The sequence below is a fragment of the Kitasatospora sp. GP30 genome, from assembly GCF_029892145.1.
Classification (GTDB): Bacteria; Actinomycetota; Actinomycetes; order Streptomycetales; family Streptomycetaceae; genus Kitasatospora; species Kitasatospora acidiphila.
On the sequence record NZ_JARZAH010000003.1, the window covers coordinates 442,003 to 460,834 of the forward strand.

Below are 18,832 nucleotides of genomic sequence, written 5' to 3' on the forward strand. Positions count from 1 at the left end.
TGACCCCCATGAGCAGCCAGACCGACCGGATCGACCCGCAGCAGCTTGCCTTCGACGTGCGCAGCACCATCGGTGAGCTGGCCCGCCGACTGCGGGACGAGGAGTCGGCGCTGCCGCAGCCGCAGGCCGCCGCGCTCGGTCTGCTGGTGCGCGAGGGGTCGCGCACCACCGCCGAGTTGGCCGAGCACCAGCACGTGCGGCACCAGTCGATGGCCCGCACGGTGACCCAGCTGCGCGAGGCCGGGCTGATCCGCCAGGAGCCGCACCCGACCGATGGCCGCAAGGTGGTGCTGCATGCCACCGAGGAGGGCATCGCCATGCTGCAGGAGCAGCGGCGGCGGCGCGAGGACCGGATGGCTGCCGCGATCGAGAGCGAGATGTCCGAGGCGGAGCAGTTGGTGCTCCGTCAGGCGATGGCTCTGCTGCGCCGCATCTCCCGCTACCCGAGGCCCTGAGCAAGCGCTTGGTCACGATCAGCCGGCAACCGCACCCACCAGCTGAGCAAGCGCTCGGTCACCCCGAAGCGGAAGCCGAAGCCGTCGCCCCCGCCCCGCGCGGCGCGGGCACCACAGCGCCCTGCGCCACCGGAGCAGCCACGCCCGCCTCGCCCAGAGCCGCCTCGCCCGGAACCCCCTCCCCCGCCTCCACCGGCGGCAGCTCCACATGCTCGCGCAGCCCGAACCGGCGGTACAGCCGCTTCAGCGGAGCCGGCGCCCACCAGTTGAACTCGCCGAAGAGGCTCATCGCGGCCGGCACCAGCAGGCAGCGCACCAGCGTGGCGTCCACCGCCACCGCCACGGCGAGCGCGATGCCCATCTCCTTGACCATCAGCATCTGCCCGGCCGCGAACCCGGCGAAGACGATCACCATCAGCAGCGCGGCCGAGGTGATGATCCGACCGCTGCGCTGCAGGCCCAGCTGCACCGCCCGCCGACAGTCGTACCCCCGGTCCTTCAGCTCCTTGATCCGCGCGAGCAGGAAGACCTCGTAGTCCATCGACAGCCCGAAGGCGAAGGCGAAGACCAGCACCGGGATGAAGGTCTCCAGCCCCCCGGTCGGGGTGAAGCCGAGCGTGCTCGCGAACCAACCGTGCTGGAACACCAGGGTCAGCGCGCCGAGCGAGCAGCCCAGCGAGAGCACGTTCATCAGCAGGGCCTTGACCGGCATCACCACCGAGCCGGTCATCAGGAAGAGCAGCACCAGGGTGCCGACCGCGACCAGCCCGAACGCCCACGGCCCGCGACTGGTCAGCTCGTGCTGGAAGTCGACGACGCTGGCGGCGTCCCCCGTGACATAGGTCTCCAGGCCGCCGCGGTGGTCCCGCAGCTCATTGACCACCTGCTTGGCCGCCGAGCCCTGCGGATCCCCGTGCACCAGCACCTCCACGGTGCTGAGCTGCGCGTCGACCGGCTGCACCGCGCGCACCCCGGCCACGCCCGGCAGCTTGGCCACCACCTGGTCCGCGTACTGCGCGGCGGCCTGCTCGCTGCCCCGCACCACCACGGTCACCGGCGCCGGAGCGGCCTGCGGGTAGTCCGCCTTGACGATGTCGGCCACCTGGCGCCCGGCCGAGCCGCTGGGCAGCGCGGCGGCGCCGGTGCTGCGCATGTCGGCGCCCAGGAACGGCGCACCGGCGGCCATCAGCAGGGCGACGCACACCAGCGCCACCGGCACCGCCCGGCGCTGCACCTTGCGCACGGTGCGGGCGAAGAACCCCTCGTCCGGCTCGCTGTGCTTGGGCGGCTTGATCCGGTGCCCGGCGAACCCGAGCAGCGCCGGCACCAGGGTGAGCGCGGCCAGCACCGCGATCACCACCACACTGACCCCGGCGGCGGCCACGGCCGAGAAGACCGGGCTGGTGAAGACGAAGAGTCCGCTGAGCGCGACCGCGACGGTCAGGCCGGAGAACGCCACGGTGCGGCCGGCGGTGGCGGCGGTGCGTTCGATCGCGGCAGCCGGCGAGGAGCCATGCCCGCGTTCCTCCCGGAACCGGTTGACCATCAGCAGCGCGTAGTCGATGGAGAGGCCCAGGCCCAGCACGGTGGCGATCGGCAGCACCGAGGTGTCCAGGTCCATCAGGTGGCTGAAGCCGAACATCGCCAGCAGCGCGCCGCCCACCGAGGCGACGGCGCCGATCACCGGCAGGCTGGCGGCCGCCAGGCCGCCGAAGACCAGCACCATCACCACCAGGGTCAGCGGCAGGGTGACGATCTCGCCGAAGGTGGTGTCGGACTGGGTCTGGCTCTTGACCTCCTGCTGCACCACCAGGTCGCCGCCGACCTTGACCTGGGTGCCGGGGGCCTGGATCTGCGCCAGCCGCTGGCCGACCGCCTGCTGCTGCGCCGTGGTTGCGCTGTCGGTCATCCGGACGTTCACCAGGCTGCCGTTGCCGTCCACGGCGGTCAGCGCACTCGGCTGGCCGCCCTGGTAGGCGTCGGCGACCGAGAGCACGCCCGGCAGCTTGGCGATGTCCTGGGCCGCGCCGGTGACGGCCGTGCGCACCGCCTGGTCGTCCACCGGCCGGCCGGCCACCACGGCGGTGATGGAGCCCGCCGACGGATCCGCGGCGGCGACGATCGCGTCCCCGCGAGCCGACTCGGCCCCGCCGGAGGAGGTGTGGGTGACCGAGCCCTCGAAGACCCGGCCGCCGATCAGCACACCGAGCGCGAGCACCGCCACCCAGAACGCCAGCACCCACCGCCGGTGCCGGTGGCAGAAGCGGCCGAGGGCGGCCAGGCGGCCGGGGGCCGCCGTGGCCAGGTGGTGCTCGGTGGTGGCATTGAGGCGCATCAAGCGGGTCTGCCTAAGCATTTCGGGGCGGGAAACCCGTCGGGCAACTCCCCCCAAGCTAGGTGGTCGCTCCTAAAAGACCCATAAAAACGCAATGAGCCCCTGATCACAGCACAATCCGCAGTTGAACAGGGACGATCCGCACACGAACACGATCATGAGCGGGGCATGAATAGCGACCCAGGAATGATCATAAAAATGATCACCGAAATGATGATCAATGAACTGATGACCGTTGAAATACGGAGGCGATCGCCGGGAAACGCATGTGGGCCCCACCCGGAATCCGGGTGGGGCCCACAGGGCTAGAGCAGGCTAGCTACGCGGTTCAGCTCTGGCCGCCGGCCAGCTTCTCGCGCAGGGCAGCCAGCGCCTCGTCCGAGGCGAGGGCGCCGGCGCCCTCGTCGCTGGAGGAGGAGTAGTTGCCACCGGCAGCGGCGGCAACCGCGTCGCCACCCTCGGCAGCGGCCTCGGCATCGGCCTCGCGGCTCTTGATGACCTGGGCCTGGTGCTGCTCGAAGCGGGCCTGCGCCTCGGCGTACTGGCGCTCCCACTCCTCGCGCTGCTTCTCGAAGCCGGGCAGCCAGTCGTTCGCCTCGGGGTCGAAGCCCTCGGGGTAGATGTAGTTGCCCTGGTCGTCGTAGGACGCGGCCATGCCGTACAGGGTCGGGTCGAACTCGACCGACGCCGGGTCGGCACCGAGCGACTCGTTGGCCTGCTTCAGCGAGAGGCTGATGCGACGACGCTCGAGGTCGATGTCGATGACCTTGACGAAGATCTCGTCGCCGACCTGGACGACCTGCTCCGGGATCTCCACGTGGCGCTCGGCCAGCTCGGAGATGTGGACCAGACCCTCGATGCCCTCGTCCACGCGGACGAACGCACCGAACGGAACCAGCTTGGTGACCTTACCCGGAACGACCTGGCCGATCTGGTGGGTACGGGCGAACTGCTGCCACGGGTCCTCCTGGGTCGCCTTCAGCGACAGGGAGACGCGCTCGCGGTCCATGTCAACGTCGAGAACCTCGACGGTGACCTCCTGGCCGACCTCGACAACCTCGGACGGGTGGTCGATGTGCTTCCAGGACAGCTCGGAGACGTGCACCAGGCCGTCGACGCCACCCAGGTCCACGAAGGCACCGAAGTTGACGATCGAGGAGACGACGCCGGAGCGCACCTGGCCCTTCTGCAGGGTGGTGAGGAAGGTCTGGCGGACCTCGCTCTGGGTCTGCTCCAGCCAGGCACGGCGGGACAGGACCACGTTGTTGCGGTTCTTGTCCAGCTCGATGATCTTGGCCTCGAGCTCCTTGCCCACGTAGGGCTGCAGGTCGCGCACGCGGCGCATCTCGACCAGGGAGGCGGGGAGGAAGCCGCGCAGGCCGATGTCGAGGATGAGACCACCCTTGACGACCTCGATGACGGTACCGGTGACGATGCCGTCCTCTTCCTTGATCTTCTCGATCGTGCCCCAGGCGCGCTCGTACTGGGCGCGCTTCTTGGACAGGATCAGACGACCCTCCTTGTCCTCCTTCTGGAGGACCAGGGCCTCGATCTCGTCACCGACGGAGACGACCTCGTGCGGGTCGACGTCGTGCTTGATCGACAGCTCGCGGGACGGAATGACGCCCTCGGTCTTGTAACCGATGTCGAGGAGCACCTCGTCACGGTCGACCTTCACGATGATGCCCTCAACGATGTCGCCATCGTTGAAGTACTTGATGGTCTCGTCGATCGCCGCGAGGAACGCTTCCGCGTCGCCGATGTCGTTGACCGCGACCTGCGGGGTGGTGCTGACAGAGGTGTCGGTGGGGCTCGTCATTAGGAAAAGGGCTCCGGTACGGACATGAAGTCGTAGGTAATGCCACGCGGGGGCCCGTATCGCTCCCACCGAAAAGCCCGTGGGGTCTTCGACAGATGCGAGCGCGACCTGCTCCGTCCGAGGCGCGCAGGCCCGCAGCGCAACTTGTAGCATACGGGGACAGGCAGGAACGGTCAACGTCGAAGCCCGCGAGACCGTCCAGGCCGGTATGGATCAGGCCATATCCTCCAACTGCGCCCGTATCCGACCGGCAGGTCGTGATGCGTGGGGCAGTTCTCGGGGCCCAGTCACCCCGGATGCCACCGCCGACCCGGCCCCGAGGGGCAGTGCCGAGCAGCGGCGCTTTCCGCACCCATAGCCTACGCGAGGCCCACCATGACCCTTCACACCACCCCCGACGGCGAGCTCGACGACGACCTCGACGACGACCTCGCCGTGCGCCGCCCCGCCGCGGCCGGCGAGAGCAGCCGGGCCAGCCGCCAGTGGTGGGACCGCAACGCCGACGAGTACCAGGACGAGCACGGCGCCTTCCTCGGCGACGACCGCTTCACCTGGTGCCCGGAGGGGCTGGACGAGGCCGACGCCCAGCTGCTCGGCCCGACCGCCGCACTGCGCGGGCTGGCCGTGCTGGAGATCGGCGCGGGTGCCGCGCAGTGCTCGCGCTGGCTGGCCGGGCGGGGCGCCAGGCCGGTGGCGCTGGACATCTCGCACCGCCAGCTGCAGCACTCCCGGCGGATCGACGAGCAGCGCGGCACCGCCCGGATACCGGTGGTGCAGGCAGACGCGGCGGTGCTGCCGTTCGCCGACGCCTCCTTCGACCTGGCCTGCTCCGCCTACGGCGCCGTGCCGTTCAGCGCCGACACCGCCAAGCTGATGCGCGAGGTGCACCGGGTGCTGCGGCCGGGCGGGCGGTGGGTGTTCTCGGTGACCCACCCGATCCGCTGGGCCTTCAGCGACGAGCCCGGCATCGAAGGGCTGACCGCGAGCGCCTCCTACTTCGACCGCACGCCCTACGTCGAACAGGACGTGACCGGGCGGGCCAGCTACGTCGAGCACCACCGCACCCTGGGCGACCGGGTGCGCGAGCTGGCCGGCGCCGGCTTCACGCTGCTCGACCTGGTGGAGCCGGAGTGGCCGGCCCAGCTGACCAGCACCTGGGGCGGCTGGAGCCCGCTGCGGGGGCGGCACATCCCGGGCACCGCGATCTTCGTCACGCAGCGGGGCTGAATACTGGTCGGGTGAGTCCCGTCGCCCGGAAGAACCTCGACCTGCCCGTCCGCACCGCGCTGCCCGCACTGGCCGCCGCCCTCGACGAGCAGGGTGCGGCCGTGCTCGCCGCCCCGCCCGGGACCGGCAAGACCACCCTGGTGCCGCTGGCGCTGGCCGGGCTGCTGGACGACGGCACGGCCGCACGCCGCGTACTGGTCGCCGAGCCGCGCCGGCTGGCGGTGCGGGCAGCGGCCCGGCGGATGGCCTGGCTGCTCGGCGAGAAGGCGGGCGACCGCGTCGGGTACACGGTGCGCGGCGACCGGGTGGTGGGGCCGCGCACGGTGGTCGAGGTGGTGACCACCGGGGTGCTGCTGCAGCGGCTGCAGCGGGATCCGGAGCTGCCCGGGGTGGACGTGGTGCTGCTGGACGAGTGCCATGAGCGGCACCTGGACGCGGACACCGCGCTCGCCTTCCTGCTGGACGTCCGCGCGGCGCTCCGTCCCGAGCTGCGGCTGCTGGTCGCCTCGGCCACCTCGGACACCGCGGCCTGGGCCGAACTGCTGGGCGGCGCACCGGTGGTGACCGCCGAGGCGGTGACGCACCCGGTCGAGGTGGTGTGGGCGCCGCCGCCGCGCCCGGTGCGGCCGCCGCAGGGCACCCGCACCGACCCCGCGCTGCTGGAGCACGTCGCGGCCACCGTGCGGCGGGCGCTCGGTGAGCGGGACGGCGATCTGCTCTGCTTCCTGCCGGGGGTCGGCGAGATCGCCCGGGTGGCCGGGCTGCTGGACGGCACGGTGCCGGCCGAGGTGCTGCAGCTGCACGGGCAGGCGCCGGCGGCCGTGCAGGACGCGGCGCTGACCGGCGGCGAACGGCGCCGGGTGATCCTCTCCACCTCGGTGGCGGAGTCCTCGCTGACCGTGCCCGGGGTGCGGATCGTGGTCGACGCCGGGCTGGCCCGGGAGCCGCGCACCGACCACGCACGCGGGCTGAGCGCCCTGGTGACGGTGCGCGCCTCGCTGGCGGCCGGACGGCAGCGAGCCGGCCGCGCGGGGCGCGAGGGCCCCGGCGTGGTGTACCGCTGCTGGCCGGAGGCGGCCGACGCACTCGCCGCGCGGTTCCCCACCCCGGAGATCGCGCTCGCCGACCTGACCCCGTTCGCCCTCCAGGCCGCCTGCTGGGGCTCCCCGGACGCCGGCGACCTTGCACTGCTCGACCCGCCGCCGGCGGGCGCCATGACGGCGGCCCGGCAGACCCTGACGGCGCTCGGCGCGGTGGACGCGACCGGACGCGCCACCGAGCGCGGGCGCCTGCTGGCCCGCACCGGCCTGCACCCGCGCCTGGCGCGGGCGTTGCACGACGGCGCACCGCTGGTGGGCGGACGGCGCGCGGCGGAGCTGGTGGCGCTGCTCTCCGAGGAGCCTCCCCGCACGCTCGGCGACGACCTGGCGGGCATCTGGCGCTCGGTGCGGGCCGACGGCGGTGAGCTGCCGGCGGGCTACCGGGCCCGCTGGCGTGACGAGACCCGTCGGCTGCGCAGCCAGCTGGACGGCGTTCCCGGCGGCGGCACGGCTGACGATGCCTCGGCGGCCGGCCTGGTGGTGGCGCTCGCCTATCCCGAGCGGGTGGCCCGGGCCCGCTCGCCGCGTCCCGAACCCGGCGGCCGCGCCGGGTACTTGATGGCCTCGGGCACGGCGGGCGAGACCGCGCCGGGGTCGGCGCTGGGCGGTGCGCCGTGGCTGGCGGTGGCGGTGGCGGACCGTCCGGCGGGTGCGCCGAGTGCCCGGATCCAGCGTGCGGCGGTGATCGACGAGCCGACCGCCCGCACCGCCGCCGCCCACCTGCTGACGGACCGCGAGGAGGTGCACTGGGCCACCCCGCCGGGCAGTCGGCGCGGCGATCTGACGGCCCGCCGGGTGACGGCGCTCGGCGCGCTGGAGCTGGATGCGGCCGCGCTGTCGAAGCCCGACCCGGCGCTGGTGCGGACCGCGCTGCTGGAGGGCCTGACCCGGGAGGGCGTCAGCGAGCTGCTGCGCTGGACCGAGGCCGGCCGCTCGCTGCGCCTGCGGCTGGCCTTCCTGCACCGCGAACTCGGCGCCCCTTGGCCCGCGGTGGACGACGCCGCGCTGCTGGCCGCGGCCGACCAGTGGCTGGAGCCGGAGCTCTCCCGGGCCCGCGGCCGCGCCGGCCTGGAGCGGATCGACACCGCCACCGCCCTGAACCGCCTGCTCCCCTGGGCCACCGGCGAGGCCGGCCGGCTGGACGAGCTGGCCCCGGAGCGGATCACCGTGCCCAGCGGCTCACGGATCCGGGTCGACTACTCGGGCGACCATCCGGTTCTCGCGGTCAAACTCCAGGAGCTCTTCGGCTGGCAGGCCGCCCCGGCCCTGGCCGGCGGCCGCGCCCCGCTGACCGTCCACCTGCTCTCCCCCGCCGGCCGCCCCGCCGCCGTCACCGGCGACCTCGCCTCCTTCTGGCACACCGGCTACCGAGCCGTCCGCGCCGACCTCCGCGGCCGCTACCCCCGCCACCCCTGGCCCGAGGACCCGACGACGGCGGAGCCGACCCGGCGGGCGAACCCGCGGCGCGAATAAACTGTGAGCGGGCCAACATTGGAGGACCGACGATGACCCCCCGGCATTTCGAACTGCTCGAAGAAGCCCGCCGCCTACTCCCTGACTTCAAAGCCGAGCTATCCGGCGATGTGATCATCATGCAGGCGAGTCCCTCGACGATCCACCAACGCAATCTCCTCCTGGTTCGTCGCCAGTTCGACGCACACTCAAGCGACTGGCTGCCGTCAGAAAACACCGACCTGGTCTCGCCAGCCGTTGAAAAGGTTCGCAACCCCGACCTGACCTACCTCCCGGACGAGGTCATGACATCGCCCAAGGGCGGAGTCTCCGCCGATCTCGCTCTGATCGCCGTCGAGATCGTCTCCCCCTCCAACCCCGACAACGACTGGCACGGCAAGGTCCGCGACTACCCGCTGATGGGCATCCCGCTCTACCTGATCGTCGACCCCAGCCAGAAGACCGTGACCCTGTTCAGCGAGCCCGAGGACGGCCGCTACCGTCTGCGGGAGGACGCCGACTTCGGGCAGTCCATCCACGTCCCGGCGCCGTTCTCCTTCACCCTCGACACCAGCGCCCTGCTCCCCTACTGACGCTACTGACACGCGAAACGGGCCGGACTCCCCAGGAAGCCCGGCCCGTCGTCACAGCGCCGTCAGTGCGCCGCCGCCTCCCAGTTGGCGCCCACGCCGACCGAGACGTCCAGCGGCGCACGCAGGTCGTAGGCGCCGGCCATCTGCTCGCGGACGACGGACTCGACCTGGTCGCGCTCGCCGGGGGCCAGCTCCAGGACGATTTCGTCGTGCACCTGGAGGAGCATCCGGGACTTCAACTCGGCCTTGGTCAGGGCCTCGTCGACGTGCAGCATGGCGATCTTGACGATGTCCGCGGCCGAGCCCTGGACCGGGGCGTTGAGGGCCATCCGCTCGGCCATCTCGCGGCGCTGGCGGTTGTCGCTGGTCAGGTCGGGCAGGTAGCGGCGGCGGCCGAGCAGGGTCTCGGTGTAGCCGGTGGCGCGGGCCTCCTCGACGACGCGGTGCAGGTAGTCGCGCACGCCGCCGAACCGCTCGAAGTAGGTGTCCATCAGGCCCTGCGCCTCGTTCGGCTTGATGCCGAGCTGCTGGGAGAGGCCGTAGGCGGAGAGCCCGTAGGCCAGGCCGTAGGACATCGCCTTGATCTTGCGGCGCATCTCGGCGTCGACCTCGGTCGGGGCGACCTGGAAGACCGAGGAGGCGACCGTGGTGTGCAGGTCCTCGCCACTGGCGAAGGCCTCGATCAGCGCCTCGTCCTCGGAGAGGTGGGCCATGATCCGCAGCTCGATCTGCGAGTAGTCGGCGGTCAGCAGCGACTCGTAGCCCTCGCCGACCACGAAGGCGCGGCGGATCAGCCGGCCCTCCTCGGTGCGCACCGGGATGTTCTGCAGGTTCGGGTCCTGCGAGGAGAGCCGGCCGGTGGCGGCGACCATCTGGTTGAAGGTGGTGTGGATCCGGCCCTGCGGGGAGACGGTCTTGAGCAGGCCCTCGACCGTGGTGCGCAGCTTGGCCTGGTCGCGGTGGCGCAGCAGGATGACCGGCAGTTCGTTGTCGGTCTGGGTGGCCAGCCAGGTGAGGGCGTCGGCGTCGGTGGTGTAGCCGGTCTTGATCTTCTTGGTCTTGGGCAGGTTGAGCTCGCCGAACAGGATCTCCTGCAGCTGCTTGGGCGAGCCCAGGTTGAACGGGTGGCCGGCGGCGGCGTGCGCCTCCTCGACGACGCGCTGGATCTCGGTGGCGAACTGCTGCTCCAGCGAGTTCAGCCACTCCCGGTCGGCGGCGATGCCGGTGCGCTCCATCCGGGCCAGCAGGGCCGCGATCGGGAGCTCCATCTCGTGCATCAGCTCGACGGCGCCGACGTCGGCGAGGCGGCTGTCGAACAGCTCGGCGAGGTCGAGCACGGTGCGGGCCTGCACCATCAGCGCCTGGGCGCCGGCGGTTGCGTCCTCCTCCGGTGCGTCGAAGGCGAGTTGGCCGGTCTCGGCGGCGGCGGCCGGGGCGAGCGAGCGGCCCAGGTACTCCTCGGCGAGCACCTCCAGGGTGAAGGTGCGCCGGCCGGGCTTCTCCAGGTAGGCGGCGAGCGCGGTGTCGGCGGCGACCCCGCTGACCGTCCAGCCGCGCTCGGCGAAGGCGCGCATCACCTGCTTGGCGATGTGCAGGGCCTTGGGCTGCTTGGGGTCGGCGAGGAAGGCGGCGAAGGCCTGCTCGTCCTGCTCCGCGAGCTGGGCCGGGTCGAACCAGGTGGCGGCCTCGGCGGTGGCCAGCGCCACCTCGCGCACCTCGCCGCTGCCCAGCGCCCAGTCGTAGACGGACGCCAGGGCCACCCGCTCGCCCACCACGACACGCTCGGTGAGCCAGGCGGCGAGCGCGCCCGGCTCGGTGAGCAGCTCGCCCTCGACCTCGACGCCGGGGGCGGCGGCCGCGGCGGCCGGCTCGGCGGCACCCGGGTCGAGGTTGAAGAGGCGCTCGCGGAAGTTGGGGTTGCGGAACTCCAGTGCCTCCATCAGCCGGCCGACGGCCTCCCGGTCGAACGGCTCGCGGGACAAGTCGTCGACGCCGAGCGGCAGTTCGACGTCCCGGATCAGCTCGGTGAGCACCCGGTTGCGCTTGACGGACTCCAGGTTGTCGCGCAGCTTCTCGCCGATCTTGCCCTTCACCTCGTCGGCCCGGGCGACCAGTTCGTCGAAGGAGCCGAACTGGTTGACCCACTTGGCGGCGGTCTTCTCGCCGACGCCGGGGATGCCGGGCAGGTTGTCCGACGGGTCGCCGCGCAGCGCGGCCAGGTCGGGATACTGACGGGGCGTCACCCCGTACTTCTCGCCGACCTTCTCGGGGGTGTAGCGGGTGAGCTCGGAGACGCCCTTGGTGGGATAGAGCACCGTGATGTGGTCGGTGACCAGCTGCAGCGCATCCCGGTCGCCGGTGACGATCAGCACCTCGAAGCCGGCCGCCTCGGCGGCGGTGGCCAGGGTGGCGATGACGTCGTCGGCCTCGAAGCCCTCGATGGCCAGCCGCTGCACCTTCATCGCGTCCAGCAGCTCGCCGATCAGGCCGACCTGGCTGCGGAACTCGTCGGGCGTGGTGGCCCGGTTGGCCTTGTAGTCGGGGAACTGCTCGGAGCGGAAGGTCTTGCGGGAGACGTCGAAGGCGACCGCGAGGTGGCTGGGCGCCTCGTCCCGCACCGTGTTGGCCACCATGGAGGCGAAGCCGTAGACGGCATTGGTCGGCTGGCCGGTCGAGGTGTTGAAGTTCTCCACCGGCAGCGCGTAGAACGCCCGGTAGGCGAGCGAATGCCCGTCGAGCAGCATCAGCCGGGGCCGGGCCGCCTTTCCAGCACCGCCCGCGCCCTGCACCGCACTCTGCGTAGCCACGTCAACGTCCGTTCCTGCCGACTCCAACTGCCGCCATCGATCCTAGGCGGCCCGACTGACATCGCCGACCAGCCACGGCCCGCCGGGCCGGCCGGTCGGCGGTGTCAGTCGGGCCGTCCCGCCCCCGATGACCATGGAATGCTGTCGATCACGAAAGCTACGATCACGAATGGCCGTGCCCCGCGGCCGGACCCTCGACCCCCGGAGTGACCCCCATGACCGAGCTGCCCGACGCCGCGAGCTCCGCCGCGCACGACAGCCGCGCCCCCCTGAAGCTGGACGTGCCGCAGGACGTGCTCGACCACTTCGCCAAGCTCGGCGTCGAGCCCAGCACGTTCACCGGCGGCACCCTGGGCGACAAGATGGACATCCGGATCGTGGAGGCCTCGGCGGACCGGGTGGTCGGCACCATGCCGGTGGAGGGCAACCAGCAGCCGTACGGCCTGCTGCACGGCGGCGCCTCGGCGGCGCTGGCGGAGACCCTCGGGTCGATAGGGGCGATGGTGCACGCCGGCCCCGGCCGCTACGCGGTGGGCGTGGACCTCAATGTCACCCACCACCGCTCGGCCACCTCCGGCCTGGTGACCGGTGTGGCGACCGCGGTCTTCAAGGGCCGCACCGCCGCGACCTACGAGATCGCGATCACCGACGACACCGGTCGCCGGATCACCAGCTGCCGCCTCACCTGCGCGCTGCGCGACCTGTAACAGCACCACCGCACGTCACACGAACCTTCCCGCGCCCCTTCGTTTGGCCGCCGCCCGCACTGGGCAGGTCTGGCCGACGAGGGGGCGTTTCGCATGTCCGGGGACTACTGGACGGGTTCCCACGAACCGGCGACGGCACCACGGCCGATGCGCGCCGACCGGAAGCCGCACCCCGAATCGTAACGCTGCGTAATATTCGGGCAATGCGCCTCCGACCGTCGAGCACCCCACCCCTCCCTCGACGACTCCCTCGACACGGCGTCATGTCCGCATTGCGGACAACGGTGCCCGGTCGACTTACGACGGACATGATCGTCCGGCCATCGGACGGATCGTCTACTGCCACTTATTTTCGGCGACTTGAGTGATCTTGTAACGGTCCGCATGGTTCGGCCCGACCTGAGCCACAGCCGATTGATCACGATTCGAGACGTCGGGCATGTGGCTCTCATAACAGAAGAATCACAGCAGTCGCACAGGCCTGCCCCCGTCGGCCGGGGAGCTCTAGAGTCACGGCCAGTCACCGCCAGCCTTTGAAGGGGACCACTCGTGCGCCATCGTTCACTGCTCGTCCTCAGCATCGCCCTGACCGGCGCCCTCACCGTCACCGCCTGCGGCTCGCGCGGCGGCAGCAAGAGCGGTGGTGACACGTCGGGCAACGGCCTCACCGTCACCATCGGGGTGGACGCCCCGCTGTCCGGTCAGAACTCCGCCACCGGCCTCGGTATCCAGTACGGCGTGCAGATCGCCGTCGACGACGCCAACAAGAACAAGACCGTCCCCGGTGTGACCTTCAAGGTCAAGGCACTGGACGACCAGGCGCAGCCGACCATCGGCCAGCAGAACGCCACCGCGCTGGTCGGCGACAGCAGCGTGCTCGGCGTCGTCGGCCCGCTCAACTCCGGTGTGGCGCAGTCGATGCAGCAGGTCTTCGCGACCGCCAACCTGGTGGAGATCTCGCCCTCCAACACCAACCCGGCGCTCACCCAGGGCCCCAACTGGGCCAAGAACGACAAGAAGCGCCAGTTCCCGACCTACTTCCGCACCGCCACCACCGACGCGCTGCAGGGCGCCTTCGCCGCGCAGTACGCCAGCGGCCCCGCGGGCAAGAAGAAGGCCTTCGTGGTGGACGACAAGCAGACCTACGGCGCCGGCCTGGCCGGCATCTTCCAGAACTCCTTCACCAAGGACGGCGGCCAGGTGGTCGGCACCGACCACGTCAACACCGGCGACAAGGACTTCTCCGCCCTGGTCACCAAGATCAAGTCGTCCGGCGCCGACCTGCTCTACTACGGCGGCCAGTACGACGAGTCCGAGCTGATCACCAAGCAGCTCAAGGCGGCCGGCGACAACATCCCGCTGATGGGCGGCGACGGCATGTACTCCCAGACGTACATCACCACCGCCGGCACCGCCGCCGAAGGCGACCTGGTCACCTCGGTCGGTGTGCCGGTGAACACCCTGGACAGCGCCAAGGACTTCATCGCCAAGTACAAGGCCGCCGGCTACCCCGGCGACTACGACACCTACGGCGGCTACTCCTACGACGCGGCCACCGCCATCATCAAGGCGGTCGGCACCGCGATGGCCGGCGGCGGCAAGTCGCTCCCGGCCCGCACCCAGGTCGTCGACGGCGTGCAGAAGGCCGACTTCGACGGCATCGCCGGCCACGTCTCCTTCGACCAGTACGGCGACACCACCAACAAGCAGCTGACCGTCTACCAGGTCAAGAGCGGCCAGTGGGCGGCGGTCAAGACCGGCACCTACAGCGGCTGACCCAGACCTCCGGCACCGGGGCCGCCCACGCCCATCCCGCGCGGGCGGCCCCTCGTCCCTTCATCCACCCGAGACGCCACCACAGCGACATGGAGGCCGCGGTGCACACCCTGCCGCAACAACTCGCCAACGGCCTTTTCCTTGGCGCGACTTACGGGCTCATCGCCATCGGCTACACGATGGTGTACGGCATCGTGCAGCTCATCAACTTCGCCCACGGCGAGATCTTCATGACCGGTGGCTTCGGCGCCCTCACCGTCTATCTCGCACTGCCCCACGGCACCAGCCTCTGGCTCGCCCTGCCGCTGATGCTGATCGGCGGCGCCATCACCTCGGTACTGATCGCCCTCGGCGCCGAGCGGTTCGCCTACCGCCCGCTGCGCACCGCGCCCCGGCTGGCCCCGCTGATCGCCGCCATCGGCCTGTCCCTCGGCCTGCAGCAGGCCGTGCACAACCTCTACCCCAAGGCCACCAGCCCCCGGGTCTTCCCGCAACTGCAGGCCGGGCCATGGAACCTGGGCAGCATCCACATCCAGTCCGGTGACCTGTTCACCATCATCGCCGCCCCCATCTGCATGATCATCCTCGCCGTCTTCGTGCAGAAGTCCCGCACCGGGCGCGCCATGCAGGCCACCGCCCAGGACCCGGACACCGCCCAGCTGATGGGCATCGACACCAACCGGATCATCGCCGCCGCGTTCGCCATCGGCGCCCTGTTCGCCGCCGTCGCCGCCGTCTGCTACGGCCTGCGCTACGGCGAAGTCGACTACAGCATGGGCTTCCAGGCCGGCCTCAAGGCCTTCACCGCGGCGGTGCTCGGCGGCATCGGCAACATCTACGGCGCGATGCTCGGCGGCCTGGTGCTCGGCCTGGCCGAGGCCATGGCCACCGCCTACATCTCCGACATCCCCGGCATGCACCAGCTGGGCGGCGGCAGTTGGGCCTCGGTCTGGGCCTTCGTGCTGCTCATCCTGGTCCTGCTGCTGCGGCCGCAAGGGCTACTCGGCGAACGCGTAGCGGACCGGGCCTGAGGCCGAAGGAGAACCAGAGATGACCACCAACACCGCATCCGGCAACCGCCTGTCCGACCTCCCGCGCAGCACCGTCAGTGCCATCGCCGGCCTGCTGGCTCGCCTCGAAGGCACCGTCCCCGCACCGGTGGCCCGCGCCTTGGTGGCCGGCGGAGCCGTCCTCACCGCCGCCTCGGCCTTCCTCGACTGGACCTGGACCGACCGCTTCCCCGGCAACCTCACCGTCACCGGCTACCCCGGCGGCCTGCAGTGGCTCACCGTCGCCACCGGGCTCCTGCTGCTCCTCCAGGCCCTCGCCGCCTACGGCGTGCCCGGCCTCAAGGTGCTCGCGCCCACCGGCCACACCGGCCCGCTGCGCGGCCTGGCCCTCACCGCCTTCGCCACCACCTGGTTCACCCTGATCGCCATCTGCTACGAACTGGGCGGCCTGGTCAACCTCACCGCCGGCGGGGTGATCGCCGGACTCGCCGTGCTCCCGGCCCTGTTCGGGGCGCTCGCGCTGCCCACCGACAGCCGGCCCGCACCGCCCGTGGCCGACACCAACCCCTGGGTGGAACGCGCCGCGATCGTCGTCACCGCCGCCATCGGCCTGGGCGTCTTCACCTACGCGATCGACACCGACTACGGCGAGCTGTTCATCGGCTTCCTGATCGCCGCCGGCTGCGCGGCAGGCAGCTACGCCCGTTCCGGTGCCACCCAGCGGCTCTCTCAACTCCTCGGCCGGCACCGCCCGTTCGCCTCGGCAGCCGCCTTCGTCGCAGCCGCGCTGTTCCCGCTCACCCAGAGCAACGACCACAACGCCAACGTCGGCGTCAACATCCTGATCTTCGCCACCGTGGCGCTCGGCCTGAACATCGTGGTCGGCCTCACCGGCCTGCTCGACCTCGGCTACGTGGCCTTCCTCGGCGTCGGCGCCTACACCGCCGCCCTGGTCTCCGGGTCGCAGTTCTCCACCATCCACACCCAATTCCCGTTCTGGGCAGCCGCATTGCTCGGCGGAGCGGTCTCGCTGGTGTTCGGCGTGCTGATCGGCGCGCCCACCCTGCGACTGCGCGGCGACTACCTGGCCATCGTCACCATCGGCTTCGGTGAGATCTTCCACATCACCGTGCAGAACCTTGACGGATCGTCAGGACCCAAGCTGACCAACGGCCCCAACGGCATCCCGCAGATCCCCGACATCAACCTCTTCGGCATCAACCTCGGCAACGTCCACCAGCTCGGCTCGATCACCATCGGACGCTTCGCCAACTACTTCTACCTGATGCTGATCGTCACCCTGATCGTGGTGGCCGTCTTCAGCCGGGCCGGCAACTCCCGGATCGGGCGCGCCTGGATCGCCATCCGCGAGGACGAGACCGCCGCCGAGGCCATGGGCATCAACGGGTTCCGCACCAAGCTGATCGCCTTCGCGCTCGGCGCCACCCTGGCCGGACTCGCCGGCACCGTCAGCGCCCACGTCACCTACAACGTGGTCCCCGACCCCTACGTCTTCGCCGGCTCCGCCCCGCCCAACTCCGCCTTCCTGCTGGCCGCCGTGGTCCTCGGCGGCATGGGCACCGTCACCGGCCCGCTGCTCGGCGCCGCCCTGCTCTACCTGATCCCGGACAAGCTCGTCTTCCTGCAGAACTACCAACTGCTCGCCTTCGGCGTGGCCCTGGTCCTGCTGATGCGCTTCCGCCCCGAGGGCATCATCGCCAACCGCCGCCGCCAGGCCGAGTTCCACGACACCGACCTGCCCGCCCAGGGCACCGCCACCGACACCGTCGGCCTCAGCAAGGCAGGGGCGTGACCCATGAGCACCGGCAGCACCCCGCTCCTCGACGCCCGCGGCGTCACCATGCGCTTCGGCGGCCTCACCGCCGTCAACAACGTCGACCTGACCGTCCGCGAAGGCGAGATCATCGGGCTGATCGGCCCCAACGGCGCCGGCAAGACCACCTTCTTCAACTGCCTCACCGGGCTCTACGTCCCCACCGAGGGCACCGTCAGCTACCGCGACCGGGTACTGCCGCCCAAGCCGCACCTGGTCACCCAGGCCGGCATCGCCCGCACCTTCCAGAACATCCGGCTGTTCGCCAACATGACCGTGCTGGAGAACGTCCTGGTCGGCCGGCACACCCGCACCAGGGAGGGCCTGATCGCGGCCCTGATCCGCGGCCCCGGCTACCGCCGCTCCGAGGCCGACAACCGCGAGAAGGCCATGGCCCTCCTGGAGTTCACCGGCCTCGCCGACAAGGCCGACCACCTGGCCCGCAACCTGCCCTACGGCGAGCAGCGGAAACTGGAGATCGCCCGCGCCCTGGCCAGCGAACCCGGACTGCTGCTGCTCGACGAACCCACCGCCGGCATGAACCCCCAGGAGACCAGGGCCGCCGAGGAGTTGGTCTTCGCCATCCGCGACCGCGGGATCGCGATCCTGGTCATCGAGCACGACATGCGCTTCATCTTCAACCTCTGCGACCGCACCGCCGTGCTGGTGCAGGGCCAGAAGATCGTCGAGGGCGACCGGGAGACCGTCCAGAACGACGAACGGGTCATCACCGCCTACCTCGGCGAGCCCCTCGAGCAGCCGCCCACCGAGCAGACACCTGCCGGGCAGCCGACCGCCGAGCAACCCGCAGGCGCACAAGCCACGGACGCACAGCCCACGGACGCACAATCCACGGAGCCCTCCGCATGACCACCGCACTCCTCGAGGTCGAGGACCTCCGCGTCGCCTACGGCAAGATCGAAGCCGTCAAGGGCATCAGCTTCACCGTCGCCCAGGGCTCGGTCACCACCCTGATCGGCACCAACGGCGCCGGCAAGACCACCACCCTGCGCACCCTGTCCGGCCTGCTCCGCCCCACCGCCGGCAGCATCCGGTTCGACGGGCAGGCCCTCGGCGGCATCCCCGCCCACCGGATCGTCTCGCTGGGGCTGGCCCACTCCCCCGAGGGCCGGCACATCTTCCCGCGCATGACCATCGAGGAGAACCTGCTGCTCGGCGCGTTCCTGCGCAAGGACCCGCCCGGCATCACCGAGGACATCGAACGCGCCTACACGCTCTTCCCGATCCTCGGCGAACGCCGCAAGCAGGCCGCCGGCACCCTCTCCGGCGGTGAGCAGCAGATGCTCGCCATGGGCAGGGCGCTGATGTCCCGCCCCAAGCTGCTGATGCTCGACGAGCCCTCCATGGGCCTGTCCCCGCTCATGATGCAGAAGATCATGGCGACCATCGTGGAGCTCAAGTCCGCCGGCACCACCGTCCTGCTGGTCGAGCAGAACGCCCAAGCCGCGCTCTCGCTCTCCGACCAGGGCTATGTGATGCAGACCGGCCGGATCGTGCTCAGCGGCACGGGCGCTGCGCTGCTGCAGGACGAGTCGGTGCGCAAGTCGTACCTCGGGGAGGACTGAGAGCCGTCGGGGGGGGGGGGGGGGGGGGGCGGCCCCGCCCCCCCCCCCCCCCCCCCCCCCCCGCGAGTGGGGGGGCAGGTGAGGGGCGGGGGGGGCCCCCCCCCCCCCCCCACCCCCCCCCCCCCCCCCCC

The 18,832-nt window shown here is 71.3% G+C and carries 13 protein-coding genes; 10 read left to right on the forward strand and 3 right to left on the reverse strand.

Annotation, left to right across the window (positions count from 1 at the left end; genetic code table 11):
- The first annotated feature begins 8 nt into the window (after positions 1 to 8).
- Positions 9 to 455: a MarR family transcriptional regulator gene (locus tag P3T35_RS07945; protein ID WP_101379851.1), complete on the forward strand. Its 447-nt coding sequence runs from the start codon at positions 9 to 11 to the stop codon at positions 453 to 455.
- A 58-nt stretch (positions 456 to 513) separates the two neighbouring features.
- On the opposite strand, the gene P3T35_RS07950 is transcribed toward P3T35_RS07945, so the two are convergent.
- Both P3T35_RS07950 and rpsA read right to left on the reverse strand, forming a co-directional pair.
- On the reverse strand, positions 514 to 2,790 hold the full coding sequence (locus P3T35_RS07950) for an MMPL family transporter (RefSeq protein WP_101379852.1): 2,277 nt from the start codon (positions 2,788 to 2,790) through the stop codon (positions 514 to 516).
- A gap of 328 nt (positions 2,791 to 3,118) precedes the next feature.
- On the reverse strand, positions 3,119 to 4,609 hold the full coding sequence (gene rpsA / locus P3T35_RS07955; RefSeq protein ID WP_101379853.1) for a 30S ribosomal protein S1: 1,491 nt from the start codon (positions 4,607 to 4,609) through the stop codon (positions 3,119 to 3,121).
- Positions 4,610 to 4,984: 375 nt separating this feature from the next.
- Between rpsA and P3T35_RS07960 the strand changes: the two genes are divergently transcribed.
- Genes P3T35_RS07960 through P3T35_RS07970 form a run of 3 tightly spaced genes read left to right on the forward strand, consistent with a single transcriptional unit; the run spans position 4,985 to position 8,981 of the window.
- Positions 4,985 to 5,836 carry a class I SAM-dependent methyltransferase gene (locus tag P3T35_RS07960; RefSeq protein WP_101379854.1) on the forward strand — a complete coding sequence of 284 codons (852 nt, stop codon included), beginning with the start codon at positions 4,985 to 4,987 and terminating at the stop codon, positions 5,834 to 5,836.
- Between the two features lie 11 nt (positions 5,837 to 5,847).
- Positions 5,848 to 8,409, forward strand: coding sequence for an ATP-dependent helicase HrpB (hrpB, locus tag P3T35_RS07965; RefSeq protein ID WP_101379855.1), 2,562 nt, complete (start codon positions 5,848 to 5,850; stop codon positions 8,407 to 8,409).
- Positions 8,410 to 8,441: 32 nt separating this feature from the next.
- Entirely contained in the window at positions 8,442 to 8,981 is a 540-nt protein-coding gene (locus P3T35_RS07970) for a Uma2 family endonuclease (RefSeq protein ID WP_101379856.1), read from the forward strand.
- Between the two features lie 62 nt (positions 8,982 to 9,043).
- On the opposite strand, the gene polA is transcribed toward P3T35_RS07970, so the two are convergent.
- Positions 9,044 to 11,725 carry a DNA polymerase I gene (polA, locus tag P3T35_RS07975; RefSeq protein ID WP_101379857.1) on the reverse strand — a complete coding sequence of 894 codons (2,682 nt, stop codon included), beginning with the start codon at positions 11,723 to 11,725 and terminating at the stop codon, positions 9,044 to 9,046.
- A gap of 278 nt (positions 11,726 to 12,003) precedes the next feature.
- Here polA and P3T35_RS07980 point away from each other — a divergent pair, with 278 nt between their 5' ends.
- The 6 genes from P3T35_RS07980 (at position 12,004) to P3T35_RS08005 (ending at position 18,701) form a co-directional block, all read left to right on the forward strand.
- Positions 12,004 to 12,495 (forward strand): hotdog fold thioesterase, encoded by a 492-nt coding sequence (locus P3T35_RS07980; protein WP_101379858.1) that lies wholly within the window; start codon positions 12,004 to 12,006, stop codon positions 12,493 to 12,495.
- Positions 12,496 to 13,044: 549 nt separating this feature from the next.
- Positions 13,045 to 14,271, forward strand: a complete 1,227-nt coding sequence (locus P3T35_RS07985; RefSeq protein WP_101379859.1) for a branched-chain amino acid ABC transporter substrate-binding protein — start codon at positions 13,045 to 13,047, stop codon at positions 14,269 to 14,271.
- A gap of 101 nt (positions 14,272 to 14,372) precedes the next feature.
- On the forward strand, positions 14,373 to 15,302 hold the full coding sequence (locus tag P3T35_RS07990; RefSeq protein ID WP_101384947.1) for a branched-chain amino acid ABC transporter permease: 930 nt from the start codon (positions 14,373 to 14,375) through the stop codon (positions 15,300 to 15,302).
- Positions 15,303 to 15,321: 19 nt separating this feature from the next.
- On the forward strand, positions 15,322 to 17,094 hold the full coding sequence (locus P3T35_RS07995) for a branched-chain amino acid ABC transporter permease (protein ID WP_101379860.1): 1,773 nt from the start codon (positions 15,322 to 15,324) through the stop codon (positions 17,092 to 17,094).
- 3 nt (positions 17,095 to 17,097) lie between these two features.
- Complete coding sequence (locus P3T35_RS08000; RefSeq protein ID WP_101379861.1) at positions 17,098 to 17,985, forward strand: ABC transporter ATP-binding protein; 888 nt, start codon at positions 17,098 to 17,100, stop codon at positions 17,983 to 17,985.
- The gene (locus P3T35_RS08005; protein WP_101379862.1) at positions 17,982 to 18,701 is read left to right on the forward strand and encodes an ABC transporter ATP-binding protein; all 720 of its coding nucleotides are present in this window, start codon (positions 17,982 to 17,984) and stop codon (positions 18,699 to 18,701) included. Before P3T35_RS08000 ends, P3T35_RS08005 begins: the two co-directional genes overlap by 4 nt.
- Positions 18,702 to 18,832: the final 131 nt, after the last annotated feature.